Here is a 21740-nt window from a genome sequence, read left to right on the forward strand (position 1 = left end):
AAGGTTGGATATAAGCTTCTTTTCAGGTTATGTTAACCACAACAGAAGATATTTGGTTAGATTACTACTCGATTAATGCATTATATACATCACGCTTCGCCAGACCGCGATCGGTAGCCGTTTTTTTCATTGCATCTTTGCGGTTATGTCCTTCACCCTCATAATGGCTGACATGATCCGCGAGTGACATGAGCTGCCACCATGCTTCGCGCTCAGCCTTACGCTCCTCTTCCTTAATGCCTTCTACCAGCAAGCAGTACTCGCCAAGAGGTGGATGTTCTTCAAGCCAGTCTATGCATTCCCTCACAGTACCCCTTGCGAATTCCTCATGACGCTTGGTTAGTTCACGTGCCAGGACAATCGAGCGATCACCCAGAATTTCTTCGAGGTGGACTAATGTTTTCCGAATACGGTGAGGCGATTCATAAAATAACAAAGTCCCGTTGGATTCGTCAAAAGCCTCCAGCACTTTTCGCATGTCCTTTTTCTCCCGCGGCAAAAAACCGCCGAATGTAAAACGCTCCGTCGGTAATCCGGACACGATCAGAGCAGACAACGCAGCATTGGGCCCCGGGATGGGAATGACCGTTATTCCGGCTTCCAATGCAAGCTGTACAAGGTCAGAACCAGGGTCCGAAATGGCTGGCAAACCGGCATCGCTGACGAGTGCCAAATTTTTTCCTTCTATTATATAGCGTATCAGTTCAGGTCCACTCGCCCCCTTATTATGCTCATGATAACTAAACAGCATCGAAGGTGTAATTTCAAAATGGGTAAGCAGCTTTCGGGTCTGGCGTGTATCTTCTGCTGCAATGATGTCACAACTCTGCAATGTCTTGATGGCACGGAAGGTCATATCCTCCAGATTACCAATGGGTGTTCCAACCAGATAGAGCTTGCCTGATCCTTCAGGCTGCTCCGCATAGCTTTTTTGAATATGCAAAGTCATCTAAAGCCCTCCTTTCGTAGTACGCTCAGCATGTTGCTGACCATAGTAAATATCCATAATCTCTTCGCAGTATTTCCCCTCTTCATTGTAGACAATGAGTGGAGGAAGCATCCTAACTTCCGGTTTACCATCTTTCATTCCTTCAATTAACACCATGTTGGCTTCCAGATGAGCACGGGGATGTACCATCCGAATCCGTTTTGGTTCCAGCTTATATTCGCGCATGAGTGAGATAATCTCTGCAAGGCGCTGTGGACGATGAACCATCGATACTTTGCCGCCATTACGTACAAGTCGACTGCACGCCTGAATCACTTCTTCCAGGGTACATCCGATCTCATGACGTGCCATTGCCTGATGTGTATTCATCTTGAGATCACTGCCATTCAGGGGCATGTATGGAGGATTAACCGTTATTGCATCGTATACAGCATGTCCTGTTTCTTTCACCAGTTCTCGCAAATCACCTTCACGAATCATAATCGACTCATCCAATGCATTTAATTGCACACTGCGACGCGCCATATCAGCCAAACGTGGCTGAATCTCGATCCCTTCCAGACTAGCCTGCGTACGCGTTGTAAGCAAAATGGGAACCACCCCGTTACCCGTACACAAATCAAGTATACGACCCCGTTTAGGTACGGAAGCAAACCGGGCTAATAATACGGCATCCATCGAAAAACTAAACACTTCATCACTTTGAATGATTCTCAGATCATGAGAGAGCAGATCATCAATCCGCTCTGACTCATGTAACACAACTTCATTTTCTTCCATATGTTACGCTCATCCTCCGGTACTCTATATCTCATGTTTGTTTAGTTTAGGTTTATAACCTTGAAAAAAAACCGTAGGGGATCCCTACGGTCACTTCATTTATTCAAAAAAGACAGGCAGAACAGACAATCGCCTTCCGTCCGCAAATGTCCATAATAGACGTTGCAGATATGGAAGCCTTCGTGATACAACCGGGCCAGATTATCATACCCTTCACCCACAACATCCTCGCCTGTAGCCGGACCTGCTGGTCTTGCTACAGGAGCGAGTGCTGAAGAGATCGGCAGATCTGCCGGAGCCTCACGTTTGAGCAGTTTGCGTAACTGCTCATTCTCGATGGTAAGCCGCTGATTATCCTCAAGCAGCTCCTTCACAATCATTTTTAACTCTCCTAAATCACCGTGCAACTGACCCAGTTGGGTTTCCATTTCATGAATGTGCGTAAACAGATTTTTCTTTTCCAAGTTTCCACCCCGAAGCAACCTTTATGGTTTACTTGATAACGACGTCATCCAGCGGAAGTTCTTTGACTTTACTGATGTCGAACAGTTGAACATGGACTGTGCGGCTACCGGCATTAATTCCGACAACTTTTCCTTCACCCAATGAGGTGACGACCAATTTGCCTACAGCTGGCAGTTCTTCTCTCACACTTTCATAGTTATCATGCTCAAATTTCAGACAGCACATGAGTCTTCCGCACAACCCTGAAATTTTCGTCGGATTCAGTGACAGGCTCTGATCTTTAGCCATCTTGATTGATACCGGCTCAAAGTCTCCCAGCCAGGAAGAACAACACAACACACGGCCGCAAGGTCCGATTCCGCCAAGCATCTTCGCTTCATCACGTACACCAATCTGTCTCAGCTCGATTCGTGTCCGGAATATGCTTGCCAGATCCTTGACCAGCTCCCGGAAATCAACTCTTCCTTCAGCTGTAAAATAAAATATAATTTTATTGCGATCAAACGTAAATTCCACATCGACCAGCTTCATTTTGAGGCCATGGTCTTTGATTTTATTTAAACAAGTACCGAATGCTTCTTTGGCTGCACGTTTGTTCTCATCAACCACACGGGCATCTGTATCGCCCGCAACGCGGATGACTTTCTTCAGCGGCAACACCACATCGGACTCGCCCACTTCCTTCTTACCTACGACAACCTTACCGTACTCAACCCCCCGCGCTGTCTCCACGATAACGCAGTTTTCTTTCTCAATGGGAAGGTCCAGGGGATCGAAGTAATAAATTTTGCCCGCTTTTTTGAAACGGACACCCACTACACTGTACAAAAAATTAACCCCCTTGTAAGCCAACCCCACTTCGTCTGAAGCCCCGTCTTCTTAGGGAACCGGCCGAAGTTATAACCGTTTGCATATGATTGGAGCTGACTTTGCCCTCTCCCAGTCTTATGCCAAACCGATCAAAAATTGCTCCAGACAAAGCTGGCCATTGACGTTGAAACGCAATTTTTTTCTGCATGCTGCGGCCATATCCATATAGGAGACCCACTGCTCTGTGCTGCGGGTATGTGCCAACTGAGATAACATGTCTAACTGATCTATAAAAACGATATGTTCATGCCTATCGTACTGAACATACAGCATGTCCCTAAACCATAGATGGAACAAACTAAGCAGCATGTCCAGGTGTTCAGAGAGTCCGGTTTTAAAAAGCTTCTGCTGTGCAGAGATCAATGATGTACTTCCTCTACCCAGGGACTCCTTCCCTAATTGTAACATTACGTTTCTAATTTCTGCAAACCAATTCTGCTGGAGAATTTCTCTACATGCTTCCAATCCTGACGCTAAATGGACGGCAGAGCGAGCCAGATTGGCAGGGTGCCCTTCCTCAATTAGTGATTGCAGCATCTCTTCCGGATTCAGTGCGCTGAACGGTACCAATTGGGAGCGTGAGCGGATCGTTGGCAACATGGCCTGTCCATTATCTGTAATCAGGATGCCGACTGCTGGTACCTGCGGTTCCTCCAGAAATTTGAGCAAACTGTTTGCTGCCTGCACCGTCATTTTCTCGGCTTGTTCTATAATATATACTTTGGGATGGCCTGCCTCTGATCGGTATGAAAAGATACGTTGCAGATCCCGGATTTGATCTATTTTAATGTTGTTTCCATCTGGTGCAAGCATGGTTAGATCCGGATGGTTACCATGATCTACCTTACGACATTCAAGACACTGCCCACAAGCGTCATCTTCAAGCTCTGTACAGAATATTGCCTTGGCAAAGGTAATTGCCGTCTTCCGTTGCCCGCTACCAGCTGGACCGCTAAACAAATACGCATGGCTTATTGCCTTACGTCTCAAACTGCTTTGTAACATTTTCTTGGCCGCTTGTTGACCCATAATCTGTTGAAAGGACATACTTCCTCCTCAGAAGCTTAAATTAATAAGCATCCCCCGAATTTCGCCTACTTGTTGTAATAGAGAGATTTTTCCTTCTTCTGTATCCAGCAATTCATCAGCCATGGATAACAGAGCGGAGTCAATTTCATCAATCAGCTTATACCGCTTACCTCTGCCACGACGATCCCAACCCCTTGTCTCTTTCATGGATACACCGCGACGAACGGTCTCTTCCAGGAACCTTTTAACAAGTTGCTTATACGCCTTCAGTTCACGAATCGTCATGGAACGTGCCAAGCGATCTCCCTGAAGCTGGATTTCACTAAACCGGCGATTCAGTTCAGCTTGTGAGGCCCGTTCCCCCTGGTGATTCATCATATCAGAGAAATTTTTGGATTGAACCGGTTTGGAACCTGAATCAGTAGAACTGATCCCGCTCTGAATCGGTCTGAATCCAGGATTGATTTTCATGGATACGCCCGCTTTCTATCATAGTTAGCCAATCGCCCATCAGCACAGTGCGCGTTGCGCCTGTGCGTGAGAATGAGGCTTTTATATATGCTGATCACACTCTATATATAATGGTAGATACACATCACCATCAAGGACTAGTTCTTTGTAGTCAACCTCTTTCCGAAATGAACCATTCCCCCAGCTGGGAAATGCTCATCCGGAAAGAGTATGCTGATTTTTCTCGTCAAAAAAGGCGTTCCGTAAGTGGCACGCACGAACTCTGTTAACTCTTCTTGCATCCATCGTTTCCAACATGCTATCAATCATGAAGGACCCTCATGGGATCCATGCAATAGGTTTAATTAGAAATGTTCGAAGCGATCTACCGGGAGAACAAATACAGTAGCTCCGCCTACTTGAACTTCAACAGGTAGCGGCAGGTAAGAGTCGGTTGTTCCACTCATCGGTGTGACCGGAGTCACGAGCTGTTCACGAACCTTACAGCTGCTGCGAATGACGTTCATTACGGATTCGACTTGACCATCATCGACACCGATCATAAACGTCGTGTTGCCTGCCTTCAAAAATCCGCCCGTACTGGCAAGCTTCGTTGCCCGAAAGTTTGCTTTGACCAATGCGCTGGATAATCGGTTGCTGTCTTTATCCTGTATAATCGCAACAATCAGTTTCATCCTGCATAACCTCCTTTAGAATAAGCACCTTTATCAAATGCCCTGTCTATATATTAGACAATTACTCGTCAAAATCCTTCAAAATCCCTGTCTCCAGCGACAAAATCATTGCTGCCAAGACATCCTCCTGCTTCATGGAAGCATCGATAACTCTGATCCGTTCCGGGAACTGCTCTTTTAATAGGAAGTAACCCTCTCGCACTTTACGGTGAAACTCCAGATTTTCCAGATCCAGACGGTTCACTTCGCGGCCATCATGAGCATCGATCCGGGCAAGCCCCACTTCAGGCTCAATGTCCAGATATAAGGTCACATCCGGCATGAGATCACCAATCGCAAAACGGTTAATGGCCCATACATTCTCTATCCCGAGTCCACGGGCGTAGCCTTGATAGACCAGACTGCTATCGACAAATCGGTCACAGATGACTGCTTTTCCAGCTCTCAGCGCAGGCTCTACTTTCTCCGCCAGATGCTGGCTGCGTGCAGCTGCATACAATAGCGCTTCGGTTCGAGCATCCATTGCCGTATGAAGAGGGTCCAGAATAATTGAACGTATTTTCTCCGCAATCTCAATTCCACCAGGCTCTCGCGTAACTACGTAAGGTATACCCCGTTCTTCAAAATAAGAACCTATTCTACCGATCATCGTTGTTTTACCGGAACCCTCTCCCCCTTCCAGCGTAATGAATTTACCTCTGCCCTGCATATGCTTCCCTGCTTTCTATGTCGATAATTGCATCTATTGCTGCTGTAATTGAATATGCTTAGACCCTCTTGCTACAAGATATGATATCCCCCGCCCAGAGGTGTATAGCTACAGCTATATCGGTACGTATTAATAACACCAAGATCATACAAGCTTGTTTCTTTCTATCATACTATAGGTCAGCAGTTACTCCAACATGAACAACAAAGTAAAGCGTTCAACCGTAGATAATCCATACCCATAATGGAAGCATAATTGATCCGGCAATAGCACTGACAATCATGGAAACTGAACTGAGGGCTACCGCATTCTCTCCATATTCAAAAGACCTTGCCATGCCGAGGGCATGAGACGCTGAACCCAGTCCAATTCCATAGGCATGTTTACTGCGGACCTTGGCCCATTTCAAGAGCATCGGCCCTAATAATATCCCTGAGAATCCTGCAATCATCACAAACAGCGATGTGAATGAGGCATTCCCCCCAACCTGATTAGCGAGTTGAATAGCCACAGGAGTTGTCACTGATTTTGGCAATAAAGCGATGACCATCTCTTGAGGATAGCCAAGCAGAATGGCGATCAACGCCCCCGTGGAGACACCTGTAATACTGCCCCCGATTGTTCCACCCACAATTGGAATGATATTTTGCTTCAGCACATGCAGATGTCTGGACAAGGGAAAAGCGAGCGATACAACTGCTGGACCCAAGAGCTCCTGTATCCATTTGCCACCCAGCATGTACGTATCCAGCTTTATACCGGAGATTACCAAGATCAGGATCAGGATGGCAGTCGTTGTGAGTACAGGCATAAGGATCGGCCATTTCAGCCTTTTATATAGACGAGTAGCTGGAATATATACAGCGATGGTTAGCGCGATCATTCCAATTCCGAGGATGAATGCTGACAAGTGATCGCCTCCTTTTTGCCTGAATGAGACGATCTCCATGTCATAAGCCACTCACTTAATTTGGCAGATATCAGACATGTGATTAATGTGCTAACGATCAAACCCAGAACCAATAACAAGGTGCTCGCTCTAAAAAAATCAAAATGATTAATAATGCCCACAGTTGGCGGGATGAACAACAATTGCAGATGAGATTGAAGCCACGTCGACCCTTCTTCTCCCCAGCTCATTTTGATCCATCCCAGTTGAATGGTGACAAACAATACCATCATGCCCACAATACTGCCTGTTAACGGCAGATGTAATACAGCTTGAATCAAGTTGCCAATCCAATAAAAACCGTACATCAACAAAACTTGCAGGACTATTCCTGTATATTTTTTTAGCGGAATACCCAAAGTGTTCCCTTCTTTCTTATGTCTATCTATATAAGTTGAACTAAAGCGTGTCTTCAAACTGAATGTGTCTGGAGCAGGGCACGGAGCGGGAGGGCTAACGACCCTGTGACGTCTTATTCAGCGATTTGAAGCGCCCGCAGCAATCTAAGGAATCTGAAACACGGTATATTGGAATAACCAGCCGTTTACAGCGTGTTTGTTAGGTCAATATGGTTAATAACGTGTCTCAGGTTCCTTACAAAATAAAAGGAGGACTCGAAGGCTAAATAAGACGTCCTCGGTTTCTTAGAAAATCGTCTGGACAATTCGCCAGGATCAGCAATCCTTGACTTCAAGCTGTTGGACCCTGACATCCTTCAACGTATTGCATGCCTGATTTTGAAGACACGCCCTAGCAACTAGATTAATGACCAAGAGACCCTCACATGTGTAGGGTCCGGTATCGCTATCCGTATTGGTCATATTGCCTACCTATTGGTGAATGCAATTCAGATCCTCATGTGTTCCCTTCATTCCTTCATAACCTTCAATGACTGTAGAGATGCATCGGATACCCCATGAAATTTTGCACCCTCATCCCGCAGGAGTTGTATACGTGCCACCATCGATAGACTAATACGTTCACCCGGATATACAAGCGGAATCCCTGGAGGATACGGGACTACCATCTCAGCTGATCGACAGCCTACGCTTTCTTCTATCGGCACATTGATCGTATTCGTCTCCACAATTGGTTGCAGTGTAAAGGAGATCGGTTCCGAGTAGCGAGTGGTTTCTTGTAAATTGTTCCACGTGGAAATATAATGTGCCGAACCTTTCGCAATCTGTTGCGATGGCTCTGTATTGGATTGGTTCTGCTCATGCCCATCGGCAGAGCTGATATGGTGTAAAGCTTGCAACAGGTGCTGAGCATCTTGCACCGTTGAGCCCAGGCTGAAGAGCAAGACGACGTACCGTTCGTCGCTCATCTCAGGCACACAGCCGCATGCTTCCAGCTGCTGCTGTAGCCTATAACCGCTCAGCACCCCTGCGCCGTCATAGATGACGGCCTTGAATGGGTCCTGAGCGGTATACCCCGCGGCAGATGGCATCGCCGCCGCGGTCAGACCCTCCCGTGTCTGCTGCGCAGCGGACACGGACATGCCAGCCGGCTTCGCTGTTCCGGCTGGCGGTTCTGGCTGCAGCGGCTGTGCAGGCTGCAGCAACTGAAAGCGCGGCAGCTCCGCGAGGCCGCGCTTAAAGGCATTCACGGCGGCGAACCCCGCCGTGAATGTGCTCGCGCCCTGCACATGCAGTAGCCTGCGCGCCAGATCAAGCGAAGCCATCACCGGGTATGATGGGCTTGAGCTTTGCACCATGGCCAGGCGTTGCCTTAACAGGGACCGGTTTAACAGTGGTCCCTGAATGTGCAACATGGCACCCATGGTGAAAGCCGTCAGCATCTTATGTGTCGACTGCACGACACCGTCTGCTCCGCACGACAGTGCAGAGACAGGCAGCTCCGGATGCTGCCCATAATGCGCGCCATGCGCTTCATCCACGAGCAATGGCATGCCAGCGGCGTGGCATACCTCGGCTATGGGCGTCAGATCAGCGCCCATGCCGTAATAATTGGGCAACGTGACTAATACTCCCTTTGCCTCAGGATAGGACTGGACAGCAGCCTGAACCGTCTCCACCGACGGCATGACCGCAAGTCCAGACGCAGGATCGACCCACGGCTCCAGAAATACAGCTCTTGCGCCTGCCAGCATTAACCCGTGAATAACCGATTTGTGCACATTCCGTTGCACCAGCACAATACTGTTTGGCTCATCACACACAGTTAGCAATAGAGACAAATTACCTGCCGTACTGCCTCCCACAAGGAAGAAACTCTCCTCCGCACCAAAACAATCTGCCGCAAGCTCCTGTGCTTCCTGGATCACACCTTCCGGATGATGCAAATCGTCGGTGCCCGTAATCTCCGTAACATCCATCTCCATCATCTCCAGAAATGAACGCACTGGTGTCAGTTCTATTTCCAAACGAACCCCTTCGTCACCAAAATGTTTCCCGCTCTCTAGATCAGCCCCATGTTCACCCACCGAACTGAAACGCTCTACCTTATGATTAACATTCTTATCTCCATCATTCTGAATCTCACCGTTGTGCTGGTGTTCCTCATTAACGAAATCCTTAGCTGGAGATTGCCCTGCTTCTGCTTGTTCTACCAAATGTCGATAAGCTTGTCCATTCTTATGCCCAGGCACATGAAAAGAACGCTGCTTCGAATCACGATACGCAAGCAACGCTTCATATAAAGGGGCTCTACTTGATTTATTTTTATGATCCATGAAATAACCATCCTGTACATATATAATGTGCGCCCTATGCGCTCCAAAATGCTTCCTAATCCAAGGAAAGCATTTCTTCCCCATCTCCACACGCTCTACTGCAAATGATCTATACCATTATATCAGCATACGCCTTCCCAAGATGGCATACAAGACAATCTCTCCTCTTAAAAACAGAAAAAGGCCCATTGGGCCTCTATACACATCAGCATCGTTACAATGTGATGTTTCGCTTCTACTTCTATTAGCAACATTTATTATGCGTTTTTTTGTACCCAAATTTGCTTCATTTGATGAATAAAATAATTGTACTTGGCATCCTGCGCGTCAGTATGAACCATTTCTGCTTCACAAGTGTCACATATGAATTCAGATACAATAAAAATGCCTTCTCTTTTTCTTTGCTCGCAGATAATACATGTGTGTTCGGCATGTTCTTCCATGAACCATCCCACCTTGTTTTACGTTTACTATCAGTATTGCACAGTTTCTATTATTTTAAACATTTTCATAGTGCTTTCTTTCTATAAAATATATATATTCGCCCACCCCCTCTTGGGTGTCTGTACCGAAAAATACATTCATTCTCCCTACAAGAACATTCACCTGCTTATGTATATACAGTTATCCTACATTCCATCGCATTTACCTCTACATCACGTATCCCTTGGCCTGACTCAAACTTATATTTAATTTCCTTAAAAAAACTTGGAATCCCAGCCGATATATAATACATGATAACGATATCAAAGCCTGACAGTCCTTGTATTCGGGAGTATACTGAGATAAGCTCCGTCGAATCTCAATATCTTGTACAATCGTCATGGCGTGAGATACAAGGTTCATATATACATACATGTATGATTCATTCCCTTTTACTCGTGTAAGAAAAACGAATACCTACCCCACACAAACGTGAATCCGAAGGAGGATATATAATCGTATGATCGCCGAACCGGAGAATAAAGCAACATTTTATCAATACCGGCTTCTGAAAAAAAAGGCTATCGCCCGCAGTGTCATTTACAGCTATCTGTGTCTGCCGGTCATCATGCTCTTATTCAATCTACTCGCATTCTCCTGGACTGGCCTCTTCTTTTTTGTACTGGCAGGTCCAATCACCATCTGGATTCATTATGTCATCGCCAGAACCATATTACTGCTGGTCCGTACCTCTTACGCCAAACGCTGGCGCTGGAATATGCGTATGCCCTGGTTAGGTTATATCCCTGATCAGCATTTTAGCTTCCGTATGTTTGTCCGGGTACACCTTAACATGAGCTGGATTGGATTATGTATCATTACAGTATGTTTGATATGGTCGCCATTGTCCTTCACCCTCTCGCTGATCTTCTGGCATTTGTGGTTGCTGGGTCCTCGCTTATATGTTGTAATGGTTCTCTCCCGCGAGCGCAAAGACGGACTCATCAAATTGAATGAACAAGATGTCTCATATTATCTGCAATAACACTCCCTCATTTATGCAATACTCAATGTACCTTACTTACTTGTAATACATAACCGCTGAGCCCTTCGAATAATCTGATGCAAAAACATAATCGTGTATCGTTCAGTTGACTCAGCCTCACATGCTCAAATAAAGGTTATCCACTGTGGATAACTTTTATTTATTGTTCCCTTCTCATCCATTATCCACAGCATGGGCATAGTTAAATGAGTTATCCCCACTCGTGGCTCCGTTCTTCTCCTCTTTTCCTCCCGCTGCTCCATATCCTCATAACCCCAGATATCTCGTAGATCTTACACCTTTAAGCGATCTCTCACTCAGTCTCAGCTCTATCCCCCTTATGGTCGCTTCCATCAGCCTTTCATTACCTCAATACCTTTATGCAACTTATATCTCTCCCCCTCTACTTTTAGCGCTCCACACTCCCCTATGCTTCAAGCACACATACCACCTATACGTGTACAAAAGAAGCTGCTCCATTCCTTCTGAACATGTATGACCACTGATCCACCATACGTGATAGCTTCTCCAATCATTACTAAAACCTAATTCGCCAAATAACAAAAAGCCCCCGATCAAGTACACGGGAGCTTTACTATATTATAAGGAACATCACAGCGTTAATTAATCATACCAAACCATACCTGAACCAGCTCAATCATCTTCATCCAATGATTTAACTGTCGTTTGAGTAGCATCATTTCTAGGAACCATTAGTGTAAAGAAACCATCATGAACTGCTAAATGCACAGTATGTCCTTCCTTTGCAAATACACGCAAGGTACTGGATTCATTGGATGTACCCTTGGCTTGCCTCTCTGTCCAACCCCAGCTTTTAATCTCGTCTAGATATACCTCAGGCAAGCTAGTACTCTCACTAATACCAGACAGCGTATATCGAACATAATCCATATCCGAATTATTTTCAGACTGGTCAGATTTATTCGCTACTTTCGGCACCGGAAAACTCTTCTCGTTCACCGCGCCTTCATATGAAGTCCATACAGATCCTGAAGCTTCACCGCATCCTGCTAGAACAACGGTCAGACAAAGCAACAGAAATGATTGTAGTCCAAGTCTCCGCCAACTTAACACACACACCCTCCTTTTCACAGCTGCACATTCCAGCTCTGTGGTCAGGTACTTTTAGCATATTTAACATAGTCCTATTATACTGGTTTTGCCGCTGTTATCCGTAACAAAAATGTTACCTTCCAGTATCGATCATGTCAGAGCTTCCACTTATCATATTTAATTCTTATAAACAAATAAAAACCACCACCGAATATCATCGGCAGTGGTTCTTTGCTTGGCGGCGTCCTACTCTCCCAGGACCCTGCGGTCCAAGTACCATCGGCGCTAGAGGGCTTAACGGTCGTGTTCGGGATGGGTACGTGTGGAACCCCTCCGCCATCGCCACCAAACGCATAGCTTACATTTCAGAGTTGTTGTTCTCTGAAAACTAGATTCGAAACGAAACATGCGAATTACAACTTGCTAATTGGATAAGCCCTCGACCGATTAGTACTGGTCAGCTCCATGCATTGCTGCACTTCCACCCCCAGCCTATCTACCTCGTCGTCTTCAAGGGGTCTTACATACTGGGAAATCTCATCTTGAGGGGGGCTTCACGCTTAGATGCTTTCAGCGTTTATCCCGTCCGTACATAGCTACCCAGCGGTGCTCCTGGCGGAACAACTGGTACACCAGCGGTACGTCCATCCCGGTCCTCTCGTACTAAGGACAGCTCCTCTCAAATTTCCTACGCCCACGACAGATAGGGACCGAACTGTCTCACGACGTTCTGAACCCAGCTCGCGTACCGCTTTAATGGGCGAACAGCCCAACCCTTGGGACCTACTTCAGCCCCAGGATGCGATGAGCCGACATCGAGGTGCCAAACCTCCCCGTCGATGTGGACTCTTGGGGGAGATAAGCCTGTTATCCCCAGGGTAGCTTTTATCCGTTGAGCGATGGCCCTTCCATGCGGTACCACCGGATCACTAAGCCCGACTTTCGTCCCTGCTCGACTTGTAGGTCTCGCAGTCAAGCTCCCTTATGCCTTTGCACTCTTCGAATGATTTCCAACCATTCTGAGGGAACCTTTGGGCGCCTCCGTTACTCTTTAGGAGGCGACCGCCCCAGTCAAACTGCCCACCTGACACTGTCCCCGCACCGGATTACGGTACCAGGTTAGAACCTAGATACGATCAGGGTGGTATCCCAACGTTGCCTCCACGCAAGCTGGCGCTCACGTTTCAAAGGCTCCCACCTATCCTGTACAGATCGTACCCAAATTCAATATCAAGCTGCAGTAAAGCTCCATGGGGTCTTTCCGTCTTGTCGCGGGTAACCTGCATCTTCACAGGTATTAAAATTTCACCGGATCTCTCGTTGAGACAGCGCCCAAGTCGTTACGCCATTCGTGCGGGTCAGAATTTACCTGACAAGGAATTTCGCTACCTTAGGACCGTTATAGTTACGGCCGCCGTTTACTGGGGCTTCGGTTCACAGCTTCGGATTGCTCCTAACCACTCCCCTTAACCTTCCAGCACCGGGCAGGCGTCAGCCCGTATACTTCGCCTTACGGCTTCGCACAGACCTGTGTTTTTGCTAAACAGTCGCTTGGGCCTTTTCACTGCGGCCCCCTCGTGCTATTCACACTACCGGGGCACCCCTTCTCCCGAAGTTACGGGGTCATTTTGCCGAGTTCCTTAACGAGAGTTCTTCCGCGCGCCTTAGAATACTCTTCTCGCCTACCTGTGTCGGTTTGCGGTACGGGCACCATCACCTGGCTAGAGGCTTTTCTTGGCAGTGTGAGATCATGACCTTCGCTACTATAATTTTCGCTCCCCATCACAGCTCAGCCTTACAATGTGCGGATTTGCCTACACATCAGCCTTACTGCTTAGACGGACATCCATCAGTCCGCGTCACTACCCTACTGCGTCCCCCCATTGCTCATAACGGCTTACGGTGGTACAGGAATTTCGACCTGTTGTCCTTCGACTACGCCTTTCGGCCTCGCCTTAGGTCCCGACTTACCCTGAGCGGACGAGCCTTCCTCAGGAACCCTTAGGCTTTCGGCGGATCAGATTCTCACTGATCTTTTCGTTACTCATACCGGCATTCTCACTTGTATAATGTCCAGCGCTCCTTACGGTACACCTTCAACCCTTATACAACGCTCCCCTACCCCTGATGCAAAGCATCAAGCCATAGCTTCGGTGGTGTGTTTAGCCCCGTTACATTTTCGGCGCAGAGTCACTCGACCAGTGAGCTATTACGCACTCTTTCAATGGTGGCTGCTTCTAAGCCAACATCCTGGTTGTCTGTGCAACTCCACATCCTTTCCCACTTAACACACACTTGGGGACCTTAGCTGATGGTCTGGGCTGTTTCCCTTTTGACAATGGATCTTAGCACTCACTGTCTGACTCCCGGAAGTAAGTCTATGGCATTCGGAGTTTGACTGAGCTTGGTAACCCTTGCGGGCCCCGCACCCAATCAGTGCTCTACCTCCACGACTCTGTTTTCCGAGGCTAGCCCTAAAGCTATTTCGGGGAGAACCAGCTATCTCCGAGTTCGATTGGAATTTCTCCGCTACCCCCACCTCATCCCCGCATTTTTCAACATGCGTGGGTTCGGGCCTCCAGTGCGTGTTACCGCACCTTCACCCTGGACAGGGGTAGATCACCCGGTTTCGGGTCTACGTCCACGTACTAAGTCGCCCTATTCAGACTCGCTTTCGCTGCGGCTCCGGCTCTTCACCTTAACCTTGCACGGGAACGTAACTCGCCGGTTCATTCTACAAAAGGCACGCCATCACCCCTAAAACGGGCTCTGACTTTTTGTAAGCACACGGTTTCAGGTTCTATTTCACTCCCCTTCCGGGGTGCTTTTCACCTTTCCCTCACGGTACTGCTTCACTATCGGTCGCTAGGAAGTATTTAGCCTTGGCAGATGGTCCTGCCGGATTCATACGGGGTTTCACGTGCCCCGCACTACTCGGGATCCGTCTCGGAGGGAACAGACTTTCAACTACAGGGCTTTTACCTTCTTTGGCGGGCCTTTCCAGACCTCTTCGCTTAACCGGTTCCTTTGTAACTCCATGTGAGACGTCCCACAACCCCAAAGAGCAAGCTCTTTGGTTTGGGCTTCTCCGCGTTCGCTCGCCGCTACTGACGGAATCACTATTGTTTTCTCTTCCTCAGGGTACTTAGATGTTTCAGTTCCCCTGGTATGCCTCTGCATAACCTATGTATTCAGTTATGAGTAACTGGAAATTACCCCAGCTGGGTTTCCCCATTCGGACACCCCCGGATCAAAGCTTGCTTACAGCTCCCCGAGGCAGTTTCGTTGTTCGCCACGTCCTTCATCGGCTCCTAGCGCCTAGGCATCCTCCGTGTGCTCTTAGTAGCTTAACCATTTTGTTCCGGTTTCGGTCGCTCGCTTCCCTTGTTTTACTTGCGCAAAGCCAAAAGTCGCTCTCACCCGATACCATCACAAAAGCAATTTGACTACCGTTTTTATTGAAACTTGTTTAACACAAGTTCAGCTAAAAAGGAATGTTCTAATTCGCGTTTGTTTCGTTTCGATATCTAGTTTTCAAAGAACAAGCTCCATGCAAAAGCAAGCTGTTTTGAGAGTTTGAGCTCTCAAAACCGAACAACGAGTGAGTGTTTTGCAGCTAAGCTGCGTATTTGAATGTTTCCGTTGCAGGAAACGATTCTCCATAGAAAGGAGGTGATCCAGCCGCACCTTCCGATACGGCTACCTTGTTACGACTTCACCCCAATCATCTATCCCACCTTCGGCGGCTGGCTCCTTGCGGTTACCCCACCGACTTCGGGTGTTATAAACTCTCGTGGTGTGACGGGCGGTGTGTACAAGACCCGGGAACGTATTCACCGCGGCATGCTGATCCGCGATTACTAGCAATTCCGACTTCATGCAGGCGAGTTGCAGCCTGCAATCCGAACTGAGACCGGCTTTGTTGGGATTGGCTCCATCTCGCGATTTCGCAGCCCGTTGTACCGGCCATTGTAGTACGTGTGTAGCCCAGGTCATAAGGGGCATGATGATTTGACGTCATCCCCACCTTCCTCCGGTTTGTCACCGGCAGTCTATCTAGAGTGCCCACCCGAAGTGCTGGCAACTAAATATAAGGGTTGCGCTCGTTGCGGGACTTAACCCAACATCTCACGACACGAGCTGACGACAACCATGCACCACCTGTCTCCTCTGTCCCGAAGGAAAGATACATCTCTGCATCGATCAGAGGGATGTCAAGACCTGGTAAGGTTCTTCGCGTTGCTTCGAATTAAACCACATACTCCACTGCTTGTGCGGGTCCCCGTCAATTCCTTTGAGTTTCAGTCTTGCGACCGTACTCCCCAGGCGGAGTGCTTAATGTGTTAACTTCGGCACCAAGGGTATCGAAACCCCTAACACCTAGCACTCATCGTTTACGGCGTGGACTACCAGGGTATCTAATCCTGTTTGCTCCCCACGCTTTCGCGCCTCAGCGTCAGTTACAGCCCAGAGAGTCGCCTTCGCCACTGGTGTTCCTCCACATATCTACGCATTTCACCGCTACACGTGGAATTCCACTCTCCTCTTCTGCACTCAAGTCACCCAGTTTCCAGTGCGATCCGGGGTTGAGCCCCGGGATTAAACACCAGACTTAAATGACCGCCTGCGCGCGCTTTACGCCCAATAATTCCGGACAACGCTTGCCCCCTACGTATTACCGCGGCTGCTGGCACGTAGTTAGCCGGGGCTTTCTTCTCAGGTACCGTCACCTTGAGAGCAGTTACTCTCCCAAGCGTTCTTCCCTGGCAACAGAGCTTTACGATCCGAAAACCTTCATCACTCACGCGGCATTGCTCCGTCAGGCTTTCGCCCATTGCGGAAGATTCCCTACTGCTGCCTCCCGTAGGAGTCTGGGCCGTGTCTCAGTCCCAGTGTGGCCGATCACCCTCTCAGGTCGGCTACGCATCGTCGCCTTGGTGAGCCGTTACCTCACCAACTAGCTAATGCGCCGCAGGCCCATCCCCAAGTGACAGATTGCTCCGTCTTTCCAGTTTCCTTCAGGCGAAGAAAACAATTATTCGGTATTAGCTACCGTTTCCGGTAGTTGTCCCAAACTTGAGGGCAGGTTGCCTACGTGTTACTCACCCGTCCGCCGCTAAGTATCAAGGAAGCAAGCTTCCTATCAACTCCGCTCGACTTGCATGTATTAGGCATGCCGCCAGCGTTCGTCCTGAGCCAGGATCAAACTCTCCAATAAAGTATTGAAAAGAGCGATAAGCTCATTTTGAATCTGACGAGATTAAAAATCTCATTTGTGCTCCAGCCGATTCAAGCCAAGGCTTGTCTCAAACTTTCGCGTTCATTCTGCAAGCAGAATGTTTACTCACTCGTTGTTCAGTTTTCAAAGATCAAACTTATTTTTTTACCGAATGTCGTTCTCTTCAGCAACTTTTATATCTTATCACATCCGAACCAACTTTGCAAGCTCTTTTTTTAAGTTTCTTTCGAATCTTATTTCTTTTGCTTGCCGCACCGTGTAAAGCGTGTTTTCTTGGCCGGAATTAGAATATACCATGTACAGATATTGAATGCAAGTCTTTTTTTGATTAATTATATATCTTTCTATAATCTTTTTGTTTTTTTCTACATTTCCACATTTATCTCACATAAAAAGCCTCTCTATAAAAGAAAGGCCCTCTCATCAAGTTACTTTAATATCTATTGTTATCCGATAACCTCTTGGATGTGAAGCTGCCGTTGCTGCATCAGGTTAATGATGGTTCCTTCTACTGACACCATAGGCCGTGTAGGATGATCTCGATCAGAGAATACGATCTCTCCAATCTGGTTATTGCTGAGTTTTACTCGGATGCCATTATGGATCTGGGTCGACCGTTGAACAAATACTCTTACAATTGCAGGGTCCAATTTCCCAAATGCCTCACTTTGGATCTGTTCTAGGACTAGGTATGGTGATTGTGCCTTGCGGTAGATCTTCTCCAGCGTCATGGCGTGGAAAATATCAGCGATAGCTACAATCTTCGCATAGATATGAATCTGCGTCCCACTAAGCTGCAACGGGTAGCCTGAACCATCCACTTTTTCATGATGCTGTAAAGCTGCAAGTCTGGCTCCCTCATTAATGGCCTTTGCCTGTTTAAGGATCTGATAACCATATTTCGTATGCTGACGAATCTCTTCCTGCTCTGTAGCCGTCAACGTGGATGGTTTATGGAGTATCTGCGGATCTACCTTGTTGTTACCAATATCATGGAACAAGCCTGCAAAAGCCACTTGCATCCAATCCTTGGAGGGGAGATCGATCCATTGAGCCAGTTGATAGGATGTGATCGCACTCAGTACGGCATGGTGATATACATAATCATGTTCTTGCATTACTCGTGGACTGAAGGTAAGCACATTATATTGTTTGAGATGTGCAAACACTGCCTCCAACTGTGTACGTAACTCATAGACCGGTAATTCAGCCGCCAGAGAGGACAGGAAAGCATTTTTGGTTAGTCCGACCATCTTCTCATACTCATCCTGCAAAGACGTTACTACAGGAGCTGTGGTGACGTTCCCTGTCTTCCCTGCCCGTTCACCATTGTTGTCATTGGCAGAACTTCCTGCGGACACAGATGCACCTTTGGTTCCTGTACTACTCGACACCGTTCTTTCTTGTTCAATATCTACCTGTTGAATCATAAAAGCTCTGAGCACTTCCATATCCTTGGGTAAAATGACTTTTCCCTTCTGAAGCAGAACGTTGCCGCGAAGTGTTTGCACATCACTCCCAAGTTTGAGTCCTGGTTTGACTTCTGACAGGGTGATTAATCCCATGTGTATTCCCCTCACTCATCGTTCTTCTATGTTAATACAAACAAGACCATAGTCCCGGTTTTTCATGATATTTCCCATTATATTACTCAGGAATCAGGCTGTACATCCCAGATTCGGAAGAATAAAAGAAGAGATTCCTTTATACAAACAAAAGGGCTCCCGGTGGGAGCCCTCGCAATCTTCTTCCAATCTCAAAGAGATCAGTCTTTATAAAATTCTATTTTATGCTTCCGAACCGGAATCGTCGTCGCCCTCAACTTCATTAACCTCAGCGTCAGAAACGGTGCCTTCTTCCAAGCTTACTTCCGGAGCTTGGGACTCCTCGCCTTCCAAGCCTTCAAGCGACTCATCGTCTGGTTCCTCTTCATTTTTGTCAATTCGGCTGACTGTAGCTACTGAATCCTCGTCACGAATATGAATCAGCTTCACACCCTGCGTGTATCGACCCATAGTGGATATGCCTTCCATGCTCATCCGGATCAACGTACCGCTGGACGTAATAATCATCAGATCCTCTTCGGTTTTAACCATTTTGAGGCTGACTACTGAGCCGTTCTTCTCTGTGACATTAATAGTCTTGATCCCTTTACCGCCACGAGTCTGCATCCGATAATCACTGACAGGTGTACGTTTACCGTAACCTTTGGCTGTAACGATCAGAACATCAAGCTCTTTATCAACTACATCCATGCCGATAACAGCATCCTGTTCATCCAATGTAATCCCTTTAACCCCGGTTGCGCTTCGTCCCATGGAACGTACGTTACCTTCCGAGAATCGAATAGACATTCCGTGAGCTGTACCCATGATGATCTCTTGCAATCCATCGGTCAGCTTAACATCGATCAGAACGTCATCATCACGTAAGGAAATACCGATCAAGCCGCCTTTGCGAATATTGGTGTAATCCTCAAGTGGCGTCTTCTTCACAACCCCTTGGCGGGTAGCAAAGAACAAGTATCTGTCACTTTCGAATTCCTGGACCGGAATTACGGCATTGACCGACTCGCCCTGCTCGATCTGGATCAGGTTGATAATCGGCGTTCCCCGTGCGGTACGTCCAAGCTCTGGAATCTCGTAAGCTTTGAGACGGTACACTTTACCTTTGTCAGTGAAGAACATGAGGTAATTGTGGGAGTTGGTCACAAACAGATGTTCGACAAAGTCGGTATCTTTCGTATCCATACCCACGACCCCACGTCCACCACGTTTCTGGCTGCGGTATGTGGATACCGGCAGACGTTTCACGTAGCCTGTATGAGTAATCGTAATGATAACCTCTTCACGTGGAATCAGGTCCTCATCCAGAATACTCTCTTCACCTACAGTGATCTCCGTACGACGATCATCGCTGAAGCGGTCGCGGATCTCTTGCAGCTCCGTACTGATAATCTCAAGCACCAGATGCTCATTGGCCAGAATTTCGCGATACTCTCTGATTTTGACCATCAGTTCGTTATATTCATTTTCAATACGTTCGCGTTCCAGACCTGTGAGTCGTTGCAAACGCATATCGAGAATAGCTTGAGCCTGATCATGACTGAGTGAGAAGCGCTCAATCAAACCTTCTCTTGCTGCATCCGCATTACTGGATGAACGAATCAACGTAATAATCTCGTCGATATGATCCAGCGCAATACGTAAACCTTCTAGAATGTGTGCACGAGCTTCAGCCTTTTTCAGTTCAAACTGCGTACGTCTGCGAATAACCTCAATCTGATGCTGCAGGTAGTGATACAACACTTCACGCAAGTTCAGGATTTTAGGTTCTTTATTAACAATCGCAAGCATGTTAATCCCGAAAGTGGATTGCATCGATGTATGTTTGTACAGGTTGTTCAGGACAACCCCCGGATTCACGTCTCTGCGAAGCTCAATTACAACCCGCATACCATTACGGTCAGACTCATCACGAAGGTCAGTAATACCATCAATCTTTTTATCACGTACCAACTCGGCGATTTTCTCAACGAGTCTCGCCTTGTTTACCTGATAAGGCAACTCTGTAACGATAATTCGTGCCTTGTTGTTATTCTCTTCGATGTTGGTTTTAGCCCGCATCGTTACTGAACCACGTCCGGTCTGATACGCCTGGCGAATGCCTGAGCGGCCCAAAATGTAGCCGGACGTAGGGAAGTCTGGTCCTTGAATGTAATCCATGAGTTCCATGGATGTAATGTCCGGATTTTGAATCATGGCCTGTACACCATCAATGACCTCACCCAGGTTATGAGGAGGAATATTGGTAGCCATACCTACCGCGATCCCGCCGACCCCATTGACAAGCAAGTTAGGAAAACGAGCAGGCAGAACGATTGGCTCATGTTCTTCACCGTCATAGTTTGGTTGGAAATCAATCGTATCCTTGTTGATATCTCTGAGCATTTCCATAGCAATCTTGGACAAACGTGCTTCGGTATAACGCATGGCTGCTGCCATATCACCATCGACCGATCCAAAGTTACCATGTCCATCTACATGCATATAACGCAGGGAGAAATCCTGTGCCATCCGTACCATCGTCTCGTAAACAGCAGAGTCACCGTGTGGGTGATACTTACCGATAACTTCGCCGACGATTCTGGCTGATTTTTTATGTGGTTTATCGGGTGTCATGCCGAGCTCTGACATCGCGTACAGAATACGCCGGTGAACCGGCTTCAATCCATCACGCACGTCAGGTAAGGCACGGCTAACGATGATGCTCATCGCATAATCCATAAACGATTCACGCATCTCGACGCCTATATCCCGATCTGTAATCTGAGAGTTCATTTCTTCCGCCATGCTGGACCTCCTTCTT

Annotated in this window: 16 protein-coding genes and 3 rRNA genes; 1 reads left to right on the forward strand and 18 read right to left on the reverse strand. The window is 47.4% G+C overall.

Annotation, left to right across the window (positions count from 1 at the left end):
* Window positions 1-64: 64 nt before the first annotated feature.
* The 12 genes from rsmI to MHB71_RS25110 form a co-directional block, all read right to left on the reverse strand.
* Window positions 65-949 carry a 16S rRNA (cytidine(1402)-2'-O)-methyltransferase gene (gene rsmI, locus MHB71_RS25055; protein ID WP_036606130.1) on the reverse strand — a complete coding sequence of 295 codons (885 nt, stop codon included), beginning with the start codon at window positions 947-949 and terminating at the stop codon, window positions 65-67.
* The gene (locus tag MHB71_RS25060) at window positions 950-1729 is read right to left on the reverse strand and encodes a tRNA1(Val) (adenine(37)-N6)-methyltransferase (protein ID WP_036606131.1); all 780 of its coding nucleotides are present in this window, start codon (window positions 1727-1729) and stop codon (window positions 950-952) included.
* Between the two features lie 95 nt (window positions 1730-1824).
* Window positions 1825-2193 (reverse strand): DNA replication initiation control protein YabA, encoded by a 369-nt coding sequence (gene yabA / locus MHB71_RS25065; RefSeq protein WP_017691386.1) that lies wholly within the window; start codon window positions 2191-2193, stop codon window positions 1825-1827.
* Between the two features lie 28 nt (window positions 2194-2221).
* Complete coding sequence (locus tag MHB71_RS25070; RefSeq protein WP_017691387.1) at window positions 2222-3022, reverse strand: stage 0 sporulation family protein; 801 nt, start codon at window positions 3020-3022, stop codon at window positions 2222-2224.
* A gap of 117 nt (window positions 3023-3139) precedes the next feature.
* Window positions 3140-4111, reverse strand: a complete 972-nt coding sequence (holB, locus tag MHB71_RS25075; protein WP_036606132.1) for a DNA polymerase III subunit delta' — start codon at window positions 4109-4111, stop codon at window positions 3140-3142.
* 9 nt (window positions 4112-4120) lie between these two features.
* Window positions 4121-4564: a YaaR family protein gene (locus tag MHB71_RS25080; RefSeq protein WP_017691389.1), complete on the reverse strand. Its 444-nt coding sequence runs from the start codon at window positions 4562-4564 to the stop codon at window positions 4121-4123.
* A 344-nt stretch (window positions 4565-4908) separates the two neighbouring features.
* Window positions 4909-5238 carry a cyclic-di-AMP receptor gene (locus tag MHB71_RS25085; RefSeq protein ID WP_017691391.1) on the reverse strand — a complete coding sequence of 110 codons (330 nt, stop codon included), beginning with the start codon at window positions 5236-5238 and terminating at the stop codon, window positions 4909-4911.
* 61 nt (window positions 5239-5299) lie between these two features.
* Entirely contained in the window at window positions 5300-5947 is a 648-nt protein-coding gene (tmk, locus tag MHB71_RS25090) for a dTMP kinase (protein ID WP_017691392.1), read from the reverse strand.
* A gap of 217 nt (window positions 5948-6164) precedes the next feature.
* A complete protein-coding gene (locus tag MHB71_RS25095) occupies window positions 6165-6857 on the reverse strand; it encodes an LrgB family protein (RefSeq protein WP_051449580.1) in 693 nt (230 codons plus the stop codon).
* Window positions 6827-7255 (reverse strand): CidA/LrgA family protein, encoded by a 429-nt coding sequence (locus tag MHB71_RS25100; protein WP_340018840.1) that lies wholly within the window; start codon window positions 7253-7255, stop codon window positions 6827-6829. Before MHB71_RS25100 ends, MHB71_RS25095 begins: the two co-directional genes overlap by 31 nt.
* Before the next feature lie 509 nt (window positions 7256-7764).
* Window positions 7765-9591, reverse strand: coding sequence for an aminotransferase class I/II-fold pyridoxal phosphate-dependent enzyme (locus MHB71_RS25105; protein ID WP_340027959.1), 1827 nt, complete (start codon window positions 9589-9591; stop codon window positions 7765-7767).
* Window positions 9592-9848: 257 nt separating this feature from the next.
* Window positions 9849-10034: a sigma factor G inhibitor Gin gene (locus MHB71_RS25110; protein WP_017691396.1), complete on the reverse strand. Its 186-nt coding sequence runs from the start codon at window positions 10032-10034 to the stop codon at window positions 9849-9851.
* 500 nt (window positions 10035-10534) lie between these two features.
* Between MHB71_RS25110 and MHB71_RS25115 the strand changes: the two genes are divergently transcribed.
* A complete protein-coding gene (locus tag MHB71_RS25115) occupies window positions 10535-11059 on the forward strand; it encodes a hypothetical protein (protein ID WP_036606136.1) in 525 nt (174 codons plus the stop codon).
* Between the two features lie 654 nt (window positions 11060-11713).
* Here MHB71_RS25115 and MHB71_RS25120 read toward each other — a convergent pair.
* The 6 genes from MHB71_RS25120 to gyrA all read right to left on the reverse strand — a co-directional run bounded on the left by MHB71_RS25120 (window position 11714) and on the right by gyrA (window position 21724).
* Window positions 11714-12154 carry a hypothetical protein gene (locus tag MHB71_RS25120; protein WP_340027960.1) on the reverse strand — a complete coding sequence of 147 codons (441 nt, stop codon included), beginning with the start codon at window positions 12152-12154 and terminating at the stop codon, window positions 11714-11716.
* A 212-nt stretch (window positions 12155-12366) separates the two neighbouring features.
* A 5S ribosomal RNA gene (gene rrf, locus MHB71_RS25125) occupies window positions 12367-12483 on the reverse strand.
* Window positions 12484-12560: 77 nt separating this feature from the next.
* Window positions 12561-15486: ribosomal RNA gene (locus tag MHB71_RS25130) — 23S ribosomal RNA — on the reverse strand.
* A 312-nt stretch (window positions 15487-15798) separates the two neighbouring features.
* Window positions 15799-17351: ribosomal RNA gene (locus MHB71_RS25135) — 16S ribosomal RNA — on the reverse strand.
* Together the 16S, 23S and 5S rRNA genes form the textbook arrangement of a ribosomal RNA operon.
* A gap of 467 nt (window positions 17352-17818) precedes the next feature.
* Window positions 17819-18937, reverse strand: coding sequence for an HD-GYP domain-containing protein (locus MHB71_RS25140; RefSeq protein ID WP_076329291.1), 1119 nt, complete (start codon window positions 18935-18937; stop codon window positions 17819-17821).
* A 222-nt stretch (window positions 18938-19159) separates the two neighbouring features.
* Complete coding sequence (gene gyrA, locus MHB71_RS25145; protein WP_036612002.1) at window positions 19160-21724, reverse strand: DNA gyrase subunit A; 2565 nt, start codon at window positions 21722-21724, stop codon at window positions 19160-19162.
* Between the last annotated feature and the right edge of the window lie 16 nt (window positions 21725-21740).

The sequence above is a fragment of the Paenibacillus sp. FSL H7-0940 genome, assembly GCF_037979415.1.
Lineage (GTDB): Bacteria > Bacillota > Bacilli > Paenibacillales > Paenibacillaceae > Paenibacillus > Paenibacillus amylolyticus.